Annotated in this window: 16 protein-coding genes; 13 read left to right on the top strand and 3 right to left on the bottom strand. The window is 34.9% G+C overall.

Translation table 11 applies throughout. The features are described from left to right. Positions 1-114 precede the first annotated feature (114 nt). Complete coding sequence (locus H602_RS0108825; RefSeq protein WP_035759273.1) at positions 115-759, bottom strand: DNA-binding response regulator; 645 nt, start codon at positions 757-759, stop codon at positions 115-117. 85 nt (positions 760-844) lie between these two features. On the opposite strand from H602_RS0108825, the gene H602_RS19355 reads away from it, so the two are divergent. From H602_RS19355 to H602_RS0108805, 3 genes are all read left to right on the top strand, one after another. Continuing rightward, positions 845-1,558: a LytR/AlgR family response regulator transcription factor gene (locus H602_RS19355; protein WP_051224329.1), complete on the top strand. Its 714-nt coding sequence runs from the start codon at positions 845-847 to the stop codon at positions 1,556-1,558. A gap of 374 nt (positions 1,559-1,932) precedes the next feature. Beyond that, positions 1,933-2,073 carry a hypothetical protein gene (locus H602_RS19905; RefSeq protein WP_157505000.1) on the top strand — a complete coding sequence of 47 codons (141 nt, stop codon included), beginning with the start codon at positions 1,933-1,935 and terminating at the stop codon, positions 2,071-2,073. A gap of 78 nt (positions 2,074-2,151) precedes the next feature. Beyond that, complete coding sequence (locus H602_RS0108805) at positions 2,152-4,149, top strand: tetratricopeptide repeat-containing sensor histidine kinase (RefSeq protein WP_026977677.1); 1,998 nt, start codon at positions 2,152-2,154, stop codon at positions 4,147-4,149. Between the two features lie 1,253 nt (positions 4,150-5,402). On the opposite strand, the gene H602_RS19900 is transcribed toward H602_RS0108805, so the two are convergent. Further along, the gene (locus H602_RS19900) at positions 5,403-5,552 is read right to left on the bottom strand and encodes a hypothetical protein (RefSeq protein WP_157504998.1); all 150 of its coding nucleotides are present in this window, start codon (positions 5,550-5,552) and stop codon (positions 5,403-5,405) included. Between the two features lie 386 nt (positions 5,553-5,938). On the opposite strand from H602_RS19900, the gene H602_RS0108795 reads away from it, so the two are divergent. From H602_RS0108795 to H602_RS0108755, 10 genes are all read left to right on the top strand, one after another. Beyond that, the gene (locus H602_RS0108795) at positions 5,939-7,279 is read left to right on the top strand and encodes a sigma-54-dependent transcriptional regulator (RefSeq protein ID WP_157504996.1); all 1,341 of its coding nucleotides are present in this window, start codon (positions 5,939-5,941) and stop codon (positions 7,277-7,279) included. 170 nt (positions 7,280-7,449) lie between these two features. Further along, a complete protein-coding gene (locus H602_RS0108790) occupies positions 7,450-7,740 on the top strand; it encodes a DUF7674 family protein (RefSeq protein WP_026977675.1) in 291 nt (96 codons plus the stop codon). Positions 7,741-7,844: 104 nt separating this feature from the next. Next, positions 7,845-8,204: a DUF7674 family protein gene (locus H602_RS0108785; protein ID WP_026977674.1), complete on the top strand. Its 360-nt coding sequence runs from the start codon at positions 7,845-7,847 to the stop codon at positions 8,202-8,204. A gap of 6 nt (positions 8,205-8,210) precedes the next feature. Then, positions 8,211-8,288: a K(+)-transporting ATPase subunit F gene (kdpF, locus tag H602_RS20520; protein WP_084404229.1), complete on the top strand. Its 78-nt coding sequence runs from the start codon at positions 8,211-8,213 to the stop codon at positions 8,286-8,288. A gap of 25 nt (positions 8,289-8,313) precedes the next feature. After that, complete coding sequence (gene kdpA / locus H602_RS0108780) at positions 8,314-10,002, top strand: potassium-transporting ATPase subunit KdpA (RefSeq protein ID WP_026977673.1); 1,689 nt, start codon at positions 8,314-8,316, stop codon at positions 10,000-10,002. A 12-nt stretch (positions 10,003-10,014) separates the two neighbouring features. After that, positions 10,015-12,024 (top strand): potassium-transporting ATPase subunit KdpB, encoded by a 2,010-nt coding sequence (gene kdpB / locus H602_RS0108775; protein WP_026977672.1) that lies wholly within the window; start codon positions 10,015-10,017, stop codon positions 12,022-12,024. Positions 12,025-12,038: 14 nt separating this feature from the next. Continuing rightward, a complete protein-coding gene (locus H602_RS0108770; protein WP_026977671.1) occupies positions 12,039-12,599 on the top strand; it encodes a K(+)-transporting ATPase subunit C in 561 nt (186 codons plus the stop codon). 71 nt (positions 12,600-12,670) lie between these two features. Further along, positions 12,671-13,756 carry a porin gene (locus tag H602_RS0108765; RefSeq protein ID WP_026977670.1) on the top strand — a complete coding sequence of 362 codons (1,086 nt, stop codon included), beginning with the start codon at positions 12,671-12,673 and terminating at the stop codon, positions 13,754-13,756. A 176-nt stretch (positions 13,757-13,932) separates the two neighbouring features. Next, complete coding sequence (locus H602_RS0108760; protein WP_026977669.1) at positions 13,933-15,060, top strand: histidine kinase; 1,128 nt, start codon at positions 13,933-13,935, stop codon at positions 15,058-15,060. Between the two features lie 38 nt (positions 15,061-15,098). Continuing rightward, entirely contained in the window at positions 15,099-16,826 is a 1,728-nt protein-coding gene (locus H602_RS0108755; RefSeq protein WP_026977668.1) for a sensor histidine kinase, read from the top strand. A gap of 219 nt (positions 16,827-17,045) precedes the next feature. Here H602_RS0108755 and H602_RS19895 read toward each other — a convergent pair whose 3' ends face one another. Then, positions 17,046-17,186, bottom strand: coding sequence for a hypothetical protein (locus H602_RS19895; RefSeq protein ID WP_157504994.1), 141 nt, complete (start codon positions 17,184-17,186; stop codon positions 17,046-17,048). Between the last annotated feature and the right edge of the window lie 153 nt (positions 17,187-17,339).

Below are 17,339 nucleotides of genomic sequence, written 5' to 3'. Positions count from 1 at the left end.
GGCCGTATTTCGCTAACAATGTAAGGTGAAAAGTTATTCTGAAAAATTTTGAGAGGGTAAAGTGAGATGTACTAAAAACACATCGCTTTAAAATGTATATAATAGCATTACAGCTTATAAAAATCCCTGCAAAATTGCTTCTTTTATTAAGCTGCTGTCTTCGGAAACATTGAAAGCATCTTTCATATGAGCAATGCGTCTTTGGATGGTACTCATTGATATTTTAGTAATTCGTTCTATGTCCTTTATTTTATTTCCTTTAGATAAATACAATAAGATTTCCCTATTTGTGTCTTCAATCATTAATTCCTTTTTCCATATATCCTGAATGACTTTCTGAACTGATGTACTCTGAAATTGGTTTCCAATCATCACTTGTGAAGCAGCTGTTTTTAAATTCTCTGGAGTCAAGTCATTTTTAATGATCAGTCCGTCCGGCTTTGTGTTTTTATAGATTTCGAAAATGATCAGTATTTCTGTATGTGCAGTTATGATGATGACTTTACATTCTGGATTATGCTGTTTTACAATTTTGGTCAAATCGCTTCCCGAAAATATATTTTGCTCAGCAAAGGAAGGCAAGCCAAAATCAATGATCGCGAGGTCAAGAGTGGCATTTGCTGTTATTTTAGAAAAAGCGTCTTGGCAATTGTAGGCTTTAATAAAGCAAGTAGATTGCGGAAAAATTTGACTACCGGACAAGGTTTCTGCATATCCTGCTACGGTCATTGGATGGTCGTCTACAATAAAAATATTCATAGTATAAATTTAACAATAGTGATTGTTTTTATAGCATCGGGTATGGAATCTTGTTCTTAGTTTGCATTCCAATCAAATAGATGCTATGCAATACTCTTTTCTTGTGCTTTGCAACGATGATTTCTTTTCAAAAGAAGTCACCACACTTTTTGAGTCATTTCCAAACTATTTATGCAGTGCTGTTTCCAAAGATACTCAAACGGCACTAAAACACATCAAAAAATTTAAACCCGAATTGGTTTTCATTCAATTGTCAACCGATTTAGAACAAAATAATTTACGGGTTCAGACGATAGGCGAATCAATTGCTTACTTAGATCCTTTTCCTTATTTCGTTGCTATATCTCCCAATGAAGTAGCTGCAGTAGCTGCATTTAGTGCTGGTTTTTCTGATTACCTAATTGGCGTATTGTCGTTACATTCGTTGGGAAAAACACTGTTTAAATTTGAAAAAAGAACTCCTGAAAAACTAATCACAAACCTCTGTATAAAGTCCTACAGTGATTATCAATTTATTAATTTGCAAGATGTAGTGTACTTGAAAGCAGATAATAATACGACCGATATTCAACTTATGAATGGAATAGTAGTAAATGCTTTTAAAACACTCAAGTACTATGAAAACACGCTTCCCTTCTACTTCCTACGCATACACAAAAGTTATATTGTCAATATAAATCATGTTTCCAGAATTCATTTTAGTAAAGCAAAGTGCTATATCAATTACGATGAAATCATTCCCTTCTCACCGAATTATAGGGAAAACATAGATGTAATTCTTCGAAAGATTGATGGTTAGCACTATTCAAACTTATTCTATAATGATTTGCCTAATCAAATAATTGGTCTTCACCCTTTAGAAGTACTATTATCCTAACAGACTGGACACGTTTACCATATGGCAGCAAAAATAATGGTTTATCTCCTTTTATCCTGCTTAATTTGCTAATGATTTGAAACACTAAATCAATAAAAGCTTTTGTACTTACGTCAAATGGGGAGACCTTTTTCTTAACCAAAAAGGTCATTTGAAGTAACAAGAACCTCCAAATCCCGGACGGTTTTTTTATTAAGTAGTGCCTTTATTAAAGGCACAAAATCACTATTAACCAAACTTACTTTATCATGAAAAAATTAATACTACTATTGTGTTGCTTTTCAACATCCGTTATTATGTCCTCTTGTACAACAGAAAGTATAGAAACTGAAAATCCTGCGATTCATGCAGATGATATTACCAATCCACCTATAGTGACACCTCCAGGTATTGATCATGGAGGAGACGATAGAGATAAAGACAAAGTGAAAAAATAACAATAAGGAAAACCAGATAGATCTTTTTAGTTCTATCTGGTTATTATTTTCTATTTTTGAGTATTAAATAATTATTATTTGAAACCTAAATTTCTAATTTTATTTTTCCTTGTACTGTTTATTTCTTGTAAAAAAGAGAGCAACAGAAGCAGACAACAAAAAATTGAAATTATATCTAAACGATTAAGCGCAAAAAAAATAGATGATTTATCAAAAATCAAAAACTTAGATACGCTCTATTATCTTTTACTTGAAGAGAAAAAGGACATTATAAATTATAGAAAGCTGTTCAAAATTTCAGGTCTTTATTATGAAGTGGGCCAATTTGACAAATATTTATTAGTCACAAAAGATATTTATAATCGTGCAACAGTAAGCAAAGATACTATTGAAATTGCGAAATCTTTATATTTTATAGGTGATTATTATGAAAATAACTTTCAAAATGATAGCGCTTTTATATATTATGCTCGAGCAGAAAAATTTTATAGATTAATAGATGACAACCTAAATACAGGCCGAACTTTATTATACAAATCGGGAATATTATACGATGCCGGAATCTTCACTGAAAGTGAAGTGCAAACCTCAAATGCGCTCCGTTTTTTAATTAAAGCAAAAGATAGTCGCCTTATATATGAGAGTAACAATTTAATGGCGCTGAATTTAATGGCGCTGAACAACTACGAAGATTCCTTAAAGTACTTCAATTTTGCACTAGAAAAATTGGATGAAATGGAAATGACAAATTATCCTAAAGAAAAATTAGTTAAGTCCAGAGCCTCTATATACAACAATATTGGTAATCTTTTTGAAAAGAAAGGAGAACATATAAAAGCAGTGGAGTTTTACAATAAAGGATTACTAACAAGTAACTTAAGGCACAACTACCCACAACTTTATGCTATGTTACTCGATAATTTAGCTTATTCGAAAATGAAATCGGGCGCTTTGAATAATGTGGAACGTCTTTTTAAAGAATCTTCCATGATCAGGGACAGTCTACAAATAAAATCAGGCATCGTAACCGGACAAATTCATTTAGGAGAATTTTATATTAAAATGAATGATACTGTCAAAGGACTGTTTTATCTCGAGAAAGGATATCGAAAAGCGAGAGAAATTGAAAGCACTTACGATATTAAAAATGCTTTAAAAATCTTAAGCTTAAATGACAAGATAAAAGGAGACCACTACACCAAATTATATATTAAACTGAATGATAGTTTGCAAACTGTTGAGAGGCATACGCGAAATAAATTTGCACGAATTGCTTACGAAACGGATCAAGTAGAAGAAAAAAATGAAAATTTAATTAAAAAATATACCTCAACAGTTGTGCTTTTTAGTGTAGCGCTATTATTCATAGGGACTGTGTTTATTATTTACCGTTTGAGAAGTAAAAATAAGGAGTTGCAATTGATTCACGAGCAGCAAGAAAGTAACGAGAAAATTTACCAATTGATTTTACAACAGGCGGATCAAAATCAATCCGTCCGTGATGAGGAACGCAACCGGATTGCTTTAGAACTGCACGATGGAATCGTGAATCGTATCTTTACAACGCGTTATAATTTAATGAATCTCAAGTCTGAAGATGTCCAACAAAAAGATTTACTTGTTCAAGAATTATTGCTATCAGAAGCAGAAATTAGAAAAGTTTCCCACGATTTACAACAAAATTTATTATTTGAAAATACTAGTTTTCAGAACGCTATTGGTTTATTAGTAGCCAATCAAAGGAATGATTTTGAAACGGAATTTGACTATAGTATCGATAAATACATTGATTGGTCTGCGGTTCCCAGCACCCATAAAGTACATATTTATAGAATTATTCAAGAAGCTCTTCAGAATGTCCATAAATATGCACAAGCCTCCAAATGCTCTCTTTATATCCTTAAAAAAGGCGGACAGATTTTACTTCAAATTTCAGACAATGGTGTTGGTTTTGACCAAGAGAATAGTAAATCCGGAATAGGTTTACGGAATATAGCACAACGCACAAAAAACATGGATGGTACTTATACTATTATAAGTGATGCTACTGGGACTGTGATTGAAATTTGGATTTGATCAACATTTTCAATTAGAAAAATAAAAAAAAGAGTATATCAAAATTATTATCTGTGGGTTTATTGCATAAATTAAAATTAAATAACACTTGTGTTAGAAAAATTTCGTGTTCCATACATATTAACTCTGAAGATAATAAGTTGACTTCAGTAATAATTTAGTGTGAAGTCATTAACCAGCCATTGCGAAAAACGAAGCAATCTCATTCCAATTCTATGGAGCGAATCGCTTGCGCTGTCATTGCGAGTATCGAAGCAATCTCATTCCATATTCCTGCCATCCTTCCATCCCGTCCCAAAAGACGGGATTCCCACCTGTCGCGGCTAGTTGAGCTTCTTTGAGTATTCTTGATTACGTACGTCGAGCCTCAAAAAAAGTACAGCAGAACACCTATTTCCTGACGCTCAAATACAGTCAAAAAAATTACGGTCACAGTTTTTGCCGAAAAAGCAAAAACACGTACCGGAAAAGGACTTGCGCCAGTAATTTTTTTTTAGCTATGTTACATAATGTAAAAATTATGATTCATAAAGAAAATCCTGCATTCCATCGAATAAGAGATGAATCATAATACACATTATATAAAATAGCTTGCCGGTGGCTGCCAGGAACACATTTTTGCGCCTTTCCTCGCACCACCCTAGTCCCAAAAACACGTCCCTTCGCCACCGCCTGCCTTCGCATGAAAATCTACGTATTGCGACACATTCATCTTTCCGTTCAATTTCATTGGAATCTCTGTTTATGAATGTTTATACGCGAACAAGGAAGTACTTGCATTGTAATTGCCAGTACCATAAATGGCAAGAATAATAGAATATATTACTTCATTTAAGGAGCCATTTATAGTACCCGCAATTCAACAAAAAAGCAAGGACGAGCCCTAAAGTGCTTCTCAGTTCGGAGGTCAGCAGTTCCTGACACAACGATAAATCGGTTTTAATTGACAACAATCCTTTTCTTATGTCCTATTCATTTTCCATTTTTCAACAGTATCGTTGGCATTAACTGCCTCTTATTTTTAGTGCACTTTAAGGCACACCCTTGCCAAAGCCCCCCGACTGCCACCGCACTACGACGTATTTGCATGGCTCTTGAAGATGCCACGCATTTTCAACAGAATTATTGAGTAAACATAACAATTACTTTATCTCATCAATAACAAGCATCCTCAAAACCCAGAATTCACGTTTTCAATCACAATCCCTTAAGCCAGGACGTGGTCTCACAAATGTTTCACTAGTTCAAGGTTTTTATCGAAAATCGTTTAAAATCATTTGCAATCCCACAACCTTATGAGATTTAAGGATTTCACGACCAAAAACCAAGTAGGAAGCGCCTGCATTGTTTTTAGAAGTTGCCACTGCATTTTCAACACCACATTCCGACTGTAACCACAACACCTATTATCGTTCGAACACTCGGCATCCTCTAAAATCAAGAAAAGGCAAGAATATCATATTTTCAATATGCGCTAAAAAAATTACTTGTAGATAGATTCCAGCATCGTGAATGCCATACCCGAGAATCTGTAGAAATCTTCAAAACAATCATAACATTTTAAGTAAATTTAAAAATCGAAAAATATATCATGATTACAGAATAAATCTAAATCTTAATTATTTTCGCGAAATATAAAAGTATATTTAGAGTAGATCACTCAACATCAAGTGTAGTATCATAAGCCGAATACAAATAATTAGTATATCTAAACGCACAATCCTCAAGTAGAAATATAAATAAATTATAATTAAATATTAGTTAATTTTGCTGTACAAAAACATATGGAATTGTGGATAAAATATTGATAATCGACGACGAGGAAAAACTGCGAAACTTGCTAGCGCGAATCATTTCATTAGAAGGTTTTGAAGTGGTTCAGGTTGGCGATCTTAAGTCTGCAACCAAAAAACTGGAAACAACTGAATTTGATCTTGTCCTTTGTGATGTCAAACTTCCTGACGGTAATGGTGTTGAATTTTCAAAGAAAATAAAAGCTAATTACCCGTTAGTAGAGACGATTTTATTAACCGCTTATGGAAATATACCGGACGGAGTTCAAGCAATTAAAAACGGTGCTTTTGACTACATCACGAAAGGAGATGACAACAGTAAAATACTACCGTTACTTTACAAAGCTTGCGAAAAAGTGGCTTTGGCAAAGCGAGTGCACCATTTGGAACAACAAGTAGGCAAGAAATATTCATTTGATACCATAATTGGAGCATCTAGGGAAATAAAAAGCGCAATTGAATTGGCAAAAAAAGTTGCAAAAACAGATACTACCGTTTTAATTTTAGGCGAAACGGGAACTGGAAAGGAAGTTTTTGCACAAGCCATTCATCAAGCAAGCCTGCGTCACAATCAGAATTTTGTAGCTTTAAATTGTGCTGCATTTAGCAAAGAATTATTAGAAAGTGCGCTTTTTGGACATAAAGCAGGTTCGTTCACAGGCGCGGTAAAAGATACAAAAGGTTTGTTTGAAGAAGCAAATAAAGGTACAATCTTCCTAGATGAACTGGGTGAAATGGCGATTGAACTACAAGCCAAATTGCTTCGTGTTCTTGAAACCGGAGAGTTTCAGAAAGTAGGCGAATCTACAATTACTAAAGTTGATGTTCGGATTATTGCCGCAACAAATAAGCATTTAGAAGAGGAAATTGCACAACATCATTTCAGAAGTGATTTGTACTACAGATTGTCGGTCTTCTGTATTAATTTGCCTGCATTAAAAGAGCGAAAAAAGGATATTCCTTTATTGGCACAAAGTTTTGTTGCTTATTTTTCAACGAAAAACAATAAAAAAGAATTAGAATTAGCACCTGAATATCTAAAAGCACTGGAAAATAATGTGTGGAAAGGAAATGTCCGTGAACTTAAAAACGTGATAGAACGCAGTATCATTTTATGTGATGATTCCATTTTAGATTTATCCACTTTACCTTTTGAATTTCAGCAAATTGACAATGGTTTGGGAAAAATGATGTCGGCGTTCTCTATGGCAAGCGTAGAGAAATTGCAAATCCAGAAAGTCCTAAATCACACAAAAGGCAATAAAGCCGAAGCGGCACGATTGTTAGAAATTGGCATAGCTACTTTGTATCGAAAAATTGAGGAATATCAATTATAAAAGCCATTTCTTATCATAACGATAAACAGCCTATCATTTTGATAGGCTGTTTTATTGGCAGAAAGCAATAATTAATATGCAATAAACTGTAAATCAATTACTTCTGAAATTATATTTTTAATGGCATCCGTTTGGTAATAGGGCTTGCACAAACATTAAAATTTATAATCATGAAAAATCCTACGGCCGTTTCAGCAGAAGAATTAGAACAACTCACTTTAGAAACATTAGACTCCATCCAAAATGGCGACGACGAAAAAGTGATCAAGTTATTTGACAAAGTCAGTTCCATCTTTCAAAAGGGAAATGCATACACTCAAAATTTAGTAGCAAACGTTTTTATTTGTCCACTGACAAGTTTGCTAGAAATGAATTACAGTTGGGGCGTACGGTACTTGAAAATGCTTCCCCTTCCATTAAAAAACGAACACCGCCACCAAGTTTACGCAAGCGGAATTTAATCCTAAATCACATTAATTATGTTAACAATTATCCTTTTGGTACTCGGATTATTATGCTTTGGGCTGCTTTATGCCTCAATTAATTATTTTGACAAAATTTAGAAATGAAAACTAAAATTTTTGAAACTATTCTACAATGGGTTCCTGCGTCAAAAACATGGATGGACTTTGAGGAAGCAAAAGACGAGACGCTCACGCAGTATATTTTATTAAAGCGAACCGCTCACTTTTGCATAGAAAAAATGAATGCTGCTGAACCAGAAGAAGTGAATATGGCAAGAGAAGTAATGAAGGTAATTAATATGCTTTATGAAAGTGGCAATCATTACACTAAAAACGCCATTGAAAACGAATTTTTTGCCGAGTTAATCGCTCAAGAAAATCCAGCAAGTTTGAAAAAACATTTAGATTTTCTCTCTAAAGAATCACGAGAAGGTTATCTCAAAACAATATTAGAAAACTAAAAAATTATGGCAGCACTATTTATAATTGCAATTGGCGTGTTTATCTACATCTGTTATGTATTGATTAAACCCGAAAAATTTTAAATCAATTAACCCTTAATACTAAAAAATGAATACAGAAATAGTAGGAATTTTTGCGATGTTTTTGCTGACGCTGGCACTCGCAATTCCGTTAGGAAAATATATTTCCAAGGTCTACGGACTCGAAAAAACGTGGCTCGATTTTATCTTCAATCCGCTTGAAAAAATGTTTTTCAAATTGAGCGGTGTCAATCCGGACGAAGAAATGGATTGGAAACAACACTTGAAAGCCTTATTAACCATCAATTTAATTTGGTTTGTGTTAGGAATGATCATCTTAATGACGCAAGGAAATTTACCAATGAATCCGGATGGAAATCCAAGTATGTCAGCCGATTTAGCTTTTAATACGGTGATTTCATTTGTCGTGAATTGCAATTTGCAACATTATTCAGGAGAATCAGGACTGAGTTATTTGGGACAGTTTTGGTTAATGTTCTTGCAATTTGTAAGTGCAGGAACCGGAATGGCGGCGGCAGTAGTAGTTTTCAGAGCTTTTAGAGACAAATCGACAACAGCTTTAGGAAATTTCTACGCCTATTTTATGAAATCTTGTACGCGTATTTTATTGCCACTTTCTTTCGTTGTCGCTATTTTATTGGTATTTCAAGGAACGCCGATGACATTTGAAGGAAAAGACAGCATTACTACGTTAGAAGGAAATGTACAAGAAGTATCTCGTGGGCCAGCAGCAGGTTTTGTGGCCATCAAACACATTGGTACAAACGGGGGTGGATTTTTCGGTACAAATGGAGCACATCCCTTTGAAAACCCTACTTATTTCTCAAACATGTTAGAAATGTGGGCTCAAATGATTATTCCCTTTGCAATGATTTTTGCTTTCGGATTTTTCATCAAAAGAAGAAAATTTTCTTGGATGATTTTCGGTGTAATGACCGTTGGTTTCTTGGCTTTAGCCATTCCAAACGTCATTGGCGAAATGCAAGGAAATCCGATGATAGAAAAAATGGGAATAGATACTTCGCTTGGTGCTATGGAAGGTAAAGAAACCCGTATTGGCGCTGCAGCCACAGGATACTGGAGTATCGCTACAACGGTAATTTCCACGGGTTCTGTAAATTCTATGCACGACAGTACAATGCCTCTTTCAGGAATGAACGAACTTCTTGCCATGATGATTAACAGCTTTTATGGTGGTGTTGGAGTTGGAATTTTGAACTTCTTTATCTTCATAATTCTTGCGGTTTTCATTAGTGGATTGATGGTAGGAAGGACGCCCGAATTCTTTGGTAAAAAAGTCGAAGCCAGGGAAATGAAAATTGCAATGATTATCGCATTAATGCACCCGTTTTTAATTTTAGTAGGTACTGCATTAACCGCTGCAATGCCTGAATATGGAACAGCAACCTTAAATAATCCAGGATTTCACGGTTTGAGCGAAATGCTGTATGAATTTACTTCTGCTTCGGCAAATAACGGTAGTGGATTTGAAGGTTTGGGCGACAACACCGTGTGGTGGAATGTGTCCACAGGAATCGTCTTGGTTTTAGCACGTTTTCTACCCATAATCGGACCCGTAGCTATTGCTGGTTTATTGGCACAGAAAAAATTCATACCAGAAGGCGACGGAACCTTGAAAACGGATACCGCTACTTTTGGTGTAGTAACCTTGACTGTGATTGTGATTATTGCCGCGCTAGCCTTTTTCCCTGTGTTAGCATTAGGACCGATAGCTGAATATTTTACCATTTACTAAAAAGAATTTAAAATGAATAAAGACCAATCATTATTTCAAAAAGACATTATAAAACCAGCCTTGCTGCAGTCTTTTGTGAAATTGAATCCGAAACTTATGTTTCGAAACCCTGTGATGTTTACCGTAGAAATTGGAACATTCGTGATGCTAATTGTCTCTCTTTGGACATTGACAGGCGAAACTTCGCAAGGTAGTTTTGGATATAATTTTGTCGTATTTCTTGTGTTATTATTGACGCTACTGTTTGCAAATTTTGCCGAAGCAATTGCCGAAGCAAGAGGAAAAGCACAAGCCGACAGTTTGCGAAAAACAAGGGAAGAAACGCCCGCGACTTTAAAAAGTGGTGAAAAAATATCGTCATCCCAACTTAAAAAACGTGATTTGTTTGTGTGCGAAGCCGGAGACATCATTCCAACGGATGGTGAAATTGTGGAAGGTTTAGCTACAATTGATGAAAGTGCCATTACAGGTGAATCGGCTCCCGTAATTCGTGAATCGGGCGGTGATAAAAGTTCGGTTACGGGGGGTACAAAAGTATTGTCAGACCGAATCGTAGTTGAAGTTACTAATGAACCAGGCGAAAGTTTTTTAGATAAAATGATTGCTTTAGTAGAAGGAGCTTCACGCCAAAAAACGCCAAATGAAATCGCTTTAACCATTTTGCTTGCGGGATTTACATTGGTATTCATCATCGTTTGTGTGACTTTAAAACCATTCGCGGATTATTCAAATGTCAACATTACCATCGCATCATTTATTGCACTTTTTGTTTGTTTGATTCCAACAACCATTGGAGGATTATTATCAGCAATAGGTATTGCCGGAATGGACCGTGCTTTGAGAGCGAATGTAATTACGAAAAGTGGTAGAGCGGTTGAAACGGCTGGAGATATTGACGTTTTGCTTTTAGATAAAACGGGAACAATAACTATTGGAAACCGAAAAGCGACCCATTTTTATCCAGCTCCTGGAATTTCAGAAGCACAATTAATTAGAGCTGCAGTTTTGAGTTCAATGTCGGATGAAACACCAGAAGGGAAGTCGATTGTCGAACTGGCAAAAATAGATTCTTCGACTTTGCAAGTAAATAATCCCCAGTTTATAAAATTCACGGCCGAGACAAGAAGTTCAGGAATCAATTTTGACAACACTAGAATTAGAAAAGGAGCTACCGATGCTATAAAAAATATGGTAATAAAAGCGGGGAATCCTTTTCCTGAAGAATTACTAGCTCAAGTTACAACAATTGCTGAAAATGGAGGAACGCCATTAGTAGTTTCTGAAAATGAAGTGGCATTGGGTGTAATTGAATTGCAAGACATCATTAAAGCTGGAATGTTCGAACGTTTTGAACGATTGCGCAAAATGGGTATCAAAACGGTAATGGTTACAGGAGATAATCCGTTGACTGCCAAATTTATCGCTGAAAAAGCAGGTGTGGACGACTTTATTGCCGAAGCGAAACCGGAAGACAAGATGAATTACATTAAACAAGAACAAATGGCAGGTCGACTGGTCGCCATGATGGGAGATGGAACAAATGACGCACCCGCTTTGGCTCAAGCAGATGTTGGCGTGGCAATGAACAGCGGAACGCAAGCTGCAAAAGAAGCGGGTAATATGGTCGATTTAGACAATGACCCCACCAAATTAATAGAGATTGTTGAAATTGGAAAACAGCTTTTAATGACGCGTGGAACGTTGACTACGTTTAGTATTGCGAATGACGTTGCTAAATATTTTGCCATCATTCCGGCCTTGTTTATTACCGCAATTCCAGCGCTTCAAGGATTAAACATTATGCATTTACACAGTCCAGAAAGTGCGATACTTTCAGCGGTAATATTCAATGCGATTATTATTCCTTTCTTGATTCCGCTAGCTTTAAAAGGAGTCAGTTATAAACCAATTGGTGCAAGTGCTTTATTAAGAAGAAACCTCTTGCTTTTTGGTGTAGGAGGAATTATTGTACCATTTATAGGTATCAAATTGATTGATATCATCGTCGCATTATTTATTTAATAATACTAGAAATTATGAAAGAAAATTTAATAAAAGGAATTAGAATGACCGTCGTGTTACTCGTGCTTTTCGTAGTAATTTATCCATTATCGGTTTGGGCAATTGCACAACTTGCGCCAAATAAAGGCAAAGGTGAAATGGTTGCGTATAAGCAAAGTCAAGGGTATTCAAATATTGGACAAACTTTTACAAAAGACATATACTTTTGGGGAAGACCATCTGCTATAGACTATAACGCTGCTGGTTCAGGAGCCAGTAACAAAGGCGCTTCAAATGAAGAATATTTAGCCGTAGTACAAGGCAGAATTGACACATTTTTGCTTAAAAATCCAACGGTGAAAAAATCAGAAGTGCCTGTAGATTTAGTAACTGCAAGTGGTAGTGGTTTAGACCCCAATATTTCAGTTTCGAGCGCGAAAGTACAAGTGGATCGAATCCAAAAAGCAAGAAATATCGACAGCGAAAAATTGATTACTTTAATTGATGCTAATACAGAACATCCTTTATTAGGAGCTTTTGGACCAACAAAAATCAACGTTTTAAAACTAAACATTGCGCTAGACCAACTAAAATAAACCAATTAACAGAGCCGGGGAGGTTTTGCCAAACCTCCCTTTTTTTAAAAATTAAACTAACAATTATAATAATGAATACTAAAATTAGTCTAGCTGCATTAACATTCTGTTTTTCAGCTGTAGTTTTTGCACAAGAAGATCAACCTAAAAATCCATTTACCATCAGCGGTTATGCTGAAACCTACTTTCAATACGATGCTAATAATCCCGACAACAATACCCGTCCCGGATTTATATACAGCCACAACCGAAATAATGAAGTGAGTTTGAATTTGGGATTTGTAAAAGCAAATTATGAAACTGAAAAAGTCCGTGCCAATTTAGCTTTGGCCGCCGGTTCATACATGAATGCAAATTATGCAGCAGAACCTGGAGTTTTGAAAAATATTTACGAAGCCAATGTTGGTTTCAAAGTTGGAAAAAGCCAAAATTTATGGATTACTGCAGGAATTTTACCTTCGCATATCGGTTATGAAAGTGCCGTTGGAGCAGATTGCTTTACTTTGACAAGAAGTATTATGGCTGAAAATTCGCCTTATTTTGAGGCTGGCGCCAAAATTACGTACATTTCTCCAAGTGGGCAATGGGAATTAACTGGTTTGTATCTTAATGGATGGCAAAGAATTCAGCGTGTCGATGGAAACACAACACCCGGTTTTGGACATCAAATTGTCTACAGACCTTCATCAAAATTTTCGCTAAACAGCAGTTCGTTTATTGGAAATGACAAACCAGACGACTTGCGTCAAAAACGTTATTTCCACGATTTCTATGTTGCTTTTGATTTAACAAGTAAAGTAAAACTTTTAGCAGGATTTGATATGGGTTGGGAACAAGCTGCTCCTCAAAGTGACGACTTTAATAAATGGTGCGCAGCTTCTGTAATGGCACAACTTATGGCAACTGAAAAATTAAATTTTGCCCTAAGAGGAGAATATTACCAAGATAAAAAAGGCGTAATCATTGCTACAGGAACTCAAAATGGTTTTGAAACCTATGGCATTTCCTTAAATGCAGATTATAAAATTACTCCAAATTTAATGTGGAGAACGGAAGTCAAAAATTACAGTAGCGAAGATGCGATTTTCGCAAAAAATACGGCCGAAATATCGGACAATAGCTTTTCAGTAGTAACTTCGTTGGCGATTAAGTTTTAAATTAAAGTTTTTGCCACAAAGGCACAAAGTTTTACAAGTTTTATAGTAAAACTTTGTGCTTTTAATAATTGCTATTTAAATTTTCTTCGTAGAAAAAATACAGCAGCATTTTAATAAATTTAATTTTAAAAAAATATTCGTGACTTTGTGTCTTCGTGGCAAATAAAACTTCTCATATGGAACCAGAAAAACAACAAAATGCCCAACATTTCCTAGACTTAATTCAAAAATCCCGTCGTGGAAAATTTAAAGTGTACATTGGAATGAGTGCCGGCGTTGGAAAAACGTATCGTATGCTTCAAGAAACTCGAACCCTTTTGAAAAATGGCATTGATGTAAAAATTGGTTTTATTGAAACGCATAATCGAAAGGAAACGCATGAATTATTAGAAGGTTTACCAATCATCCCACGTCGAAAACTTTTTTATAAAGGAAAAGAGTTGGAAGAAATGGACGTACATGCTATTATCAGTTTGCGACCTGAAGTGGTTATTGTAGATGAATTGGCTCATACCAACATCGAAGGAAGTGAGAACGAGAAAAGATGGCAGGATGTTTTTGAAATTTTAGATGCGGGAATAAACGTGATTTCAGCTGTAAATATTCAACATATTGAGAGTTTAAACGAAGAAGTTAAAAAAATTACGGGAATTGAAGTCCAAGAAAGAGTACCGGACCTGGTTTTGGCGCAAGCCGATGAAGTAGTGAATATCGACTTGACTTCAGAGGAATTAATAGACCGATTAAAGGAAGGAAAAATTTATCCAGAAGACAAAATCAAAACGGCACTAAATAATTTTTTTAAAAGCGACCACATTCTGCAATTGCGAGAACTAGCACTGAAAGAAGTGGCCTCACAAGTAAATCGAAAAGTAGAAACGGAAGTTATACGAACATCCACGATAAGACAAGATAAATTTTTGGCTTGCATCAGTAGTAATGAAAAAACAGCTAAAATTGTAATTCGGAAAACCGCTCGATTGGCAAATTATTACCACAGTAAGTGGTTTGTTCTATATGTTGAAACGCCTAAAGAAGACCCAAATAAAATTGCACTTAATAAACAACGTCATCTGATTAATAATTTTAAATTAGCTACCCAGTTAGGTGCTGAAATTATTAAAGTAAAAAACACGTCAATAGCAAAAGCGATAATAGAGCAAGTGGATGAACGAAAGATTACAACAGTGTGTATTGGAGTTCCTCGTTTTTCTATATGGACCATTATTCTGTCCACAAGTATTTTTAACAAATTACTACATAAATTATCAACGAACAATACCGACTTAATTATTTTATCCTAAATAATTTACATTTTTTTTTAAAATTAAAACGGGCACAAATGACAATTAAAACAAAATTATATTTAGGTCTTGGACTTTTGTTTACACTGATAATTATAGTGGCGACAATGAGTGTTTTTTACATAAATGCATTAAAAAAAGACACCAAAAATATTTTAGTTGCCAACTATAATACACTTGAATATTCACGTGATATGTTCATTTCTCTTGATCAGTTACAACAAGGATTACTTACTTTTGAATCTTTTGAAGAAAGTTTAAAAAAGCAAAAAACAAACGTAACAGAGCCGGGAGAACACGAAATAACAGAGTCGATTGCGCGAGAAATTAAACTTTTGAAACAAGAGCCACAAAGTACAGCACTTACTTTATTAATTCGGCAAGAGATAACACAGTTGATGCGAATTAATATGAATGCTATTGAAAGAAAAAGCACTATTGCGAATAAGACTGCGGAATCCGCAATTCTACGTATTTCGATTACTGCAACGATTTGTTTGATTGTAGCTTTGGTTTTGCTGGTAAATCTTCCAGGTAATATTGCAAATCCGATTAGAAAATTGACCGAAAGTATTAAAGAAATTGCGAATCAGAATTATAAAGAACGAGTTAGATTTGAAAGTTCAACCGAATTTGACCAATTAGCAAAATCCTTCAATACAATGGCAGAAAAACTAGAAGAATATTCGGAAAGTAAGATGGAGAAAATTATCAAAGGGAAAAAGCGTATTGAAGCGTTGATTAATAATATGCAGGACCCTGTTATTGGGTTGGATGAAGATAAAGTTGTATTATTTGTAAATGATGAAGCGCTGAAAATAACAGGTTTAAAAGCAGATAAAATTATTGGACATCAAATTCAGGAAGTGGCATTGAACAACGATTTAATACGGGATTTAATTAGAGAGCATAACGCAACATCGGTTGAAAAAAAGTTGAATAAAACGCTGAAAATTTATGCAGATAGTAAGGAAAGTTATTTTGAAAAAGAGATAATTGACATTAGTATAACACCAACTGGAGAAAGCGATTTACAGTTTATTGGTCAAGTGATTATGCTGAAAAATATAACTTTATTTAAAGAATTGGACGTGGCTAAAACTAATTTTATTGCGACGGTTTCACATGAGTTTAAAACACCCCTTTCGTCAATTCAAATGAGTACTGTTTTGCTTAAAAACGATAAAATTGGAAAATTAAATGAGGAACAAGTACATTTAATCGACAGCATTACGGACGATAGTAATAGACTTTTAAAAATAACAGGAGAACTGTTGAATATGACGCAATTGGAAAGTGGAAATATGCAAATTACGATGACTTCAAATGATCCAGTTAAAATTATTAAAGCAGCTTTGGATGTAATACAAATACAAGCAGAACAGAAAAATATAAAGATAGAAACGATTTTTAGTGCAAACCTGCCAGAAGTTCAAGCTGATTTCGAGAAAACGGTTTGGGTTTTCACAAATATTTTATCAAATGCCATTCGGTATTCTTACGAAAATTCTACCATTTCAATTTCCCTGCAGTCAAATGAAAGTGAGGTCTTATTCTCTATTCAAGATTACGGTCAAGGTATTTTAGAACAATATCAAACGAAGATTTTTAATCGGTATTTTAGAGTTCCAGGTACAAAAAAAGAAGGAACTGGACTTGGACTTGCAATTAGTAAGGAGTTTATAGCAACGCAGGAAGGTTCAATTACTGTGAAAAGTGAACTAGGATCAGGTAGTACTTTTACAGTTTCGCTTAAAAAAATATAAATTTTGTTGATGTTGCAAGTCTATTTACAAAGGCCAATTCGGAAGTAGCAGCATGGTTTTTAATAGCCAAATAATATCTTCAACAGAAAAGCTTTAAACGAAATAAAAGCAAATTCCTTCATACAAATCAAACATCCTCAAAACCCAAAATTCAGGTTTTCAATCATAATCCCATAAACAAAGATGTGGTCTCGCAAATGATTCACTAAAACATTTACTTCATCTAATTCCGCCTCCAATCATTTGCAATCCCACAACCTTAACAACTTTTAGCTTTTCAACACCAAAAACCACTTCGGAAGTTCTTGCATGGTTTTTAGAAGATGCCACTGCATTTTCAGCAGCCCATTTAGCCCTCATCCACAAATCTATTTACACATCTAGCATTTGGCATCCTCTAAAAATCAAGAAAGGCAAGAGTATCGTTTTTTAAATTTTGAAAATAAAATTCAAAAAACAATACCCTTGCCCAAAGACGTTACGCTTCGCCATCCATCATCTTATAAAAAAATT

Origin of the sequence: Flavobacterium tegetincola DSM 22377 (assembly GCF_000425485.1) — a bacterium.
Lineage (GTDB): Bacteria > Bacteroidota > Bacteroidia > Flavobacteriales > Flavobacteriaceae > Flavobacterium > Flavobacterium tegetincola.
This window is presented reverse-complemented; position numbering and strand designations above follow the sequence as displayed.

Bases quoted from the DNA above. Each gene is read 5' to 3' on its own strand.
- H602_RS0108825 (WP_035759273.1), bottom strand. From the start codon at position 759: ATGAATATTTTTATTGTAGACGACCATCCAATGACCGTAGCAGGATAT.
- H602_RS19355 (WP_051224329.1), top strand. From the start codon at position 845: ATGCAATACTCTTTTCTTGTGCTTTGCAACGATGATTTCTTTTCAAAA.
- H602_RS19905 (WP_157505000.1), top strand. From the start codon at position 1,933: ATGTCCTCTTGTACAACAGAAAGTATAGAAACTGAAAATCCTGCGATT.
- H602_RS0108790 (WP_026977675.1), top strand. From the start codon at position 7,450: ATGAAAAATCCTACGGCCGTTTCAGCAGAAGAATTAGAACAACTCACT.
- H602_RS0108785 (WP_026977674.1), top strand. From the start codon at position 7,845: ATGAAAACTAAAATTTTTGAAACTATTCTACAATGGGTTCCTGCGTCA.
- kdpF (WP_084404229.1), top strand. From the start codon at position 8,211: ATGGCAGCACTATTTATAATTGCAATTGGCGTGTTTATCTACATCTGT.
- kdpA (WP_026977673.1), top strand. From the start codon at position 8,314: ATGAATACAGAAATAGTAGGAATTTTTGCGATGTTTTTGCTGACGCTG.
- kdpB (WP_026977672.1), top strand. From the start codon at position 10,015: ATGAATAAAGACCAATCATTATTTCAAAAAGACATTATAAAACCAGCC.
- H602_RS0108770 (WP_026977671.1), top strand. From the start codon at position 12,039: ATGAAAGAAAATTTAATAAAAGGAATTAGAATGACCGTCGTGTTACTC.
- H602_RS0108765 (WP_026977670.1), top strand. From the start codon at position 12,671: ATGAATACTAAAATTAGTCTAGCTGCATTAACATTCTGTTTTTCAGCT.
- H602_RS0108760 (WP_026977669.1), top strand. From the start codon at position 13,933: ATGGAACCAGAAAAACAACAAAATGCCCAACATTTCCTAGACTTAATT.
- H602_RS0108755 (WP_026977668.1), top strand. From the start codon at position 15,099: ATGACAATTAAAACAAAATTATATTTAGGTCTTGGACTTTTGTTTACA.
- H602_RS19895 (WP_157504994.1), bottom strand. From the start codon at position 17,186: ATGAGGGCTAAATGGGCTGCTGAAAATGCAGTGGCATCTTCTAAAAAC.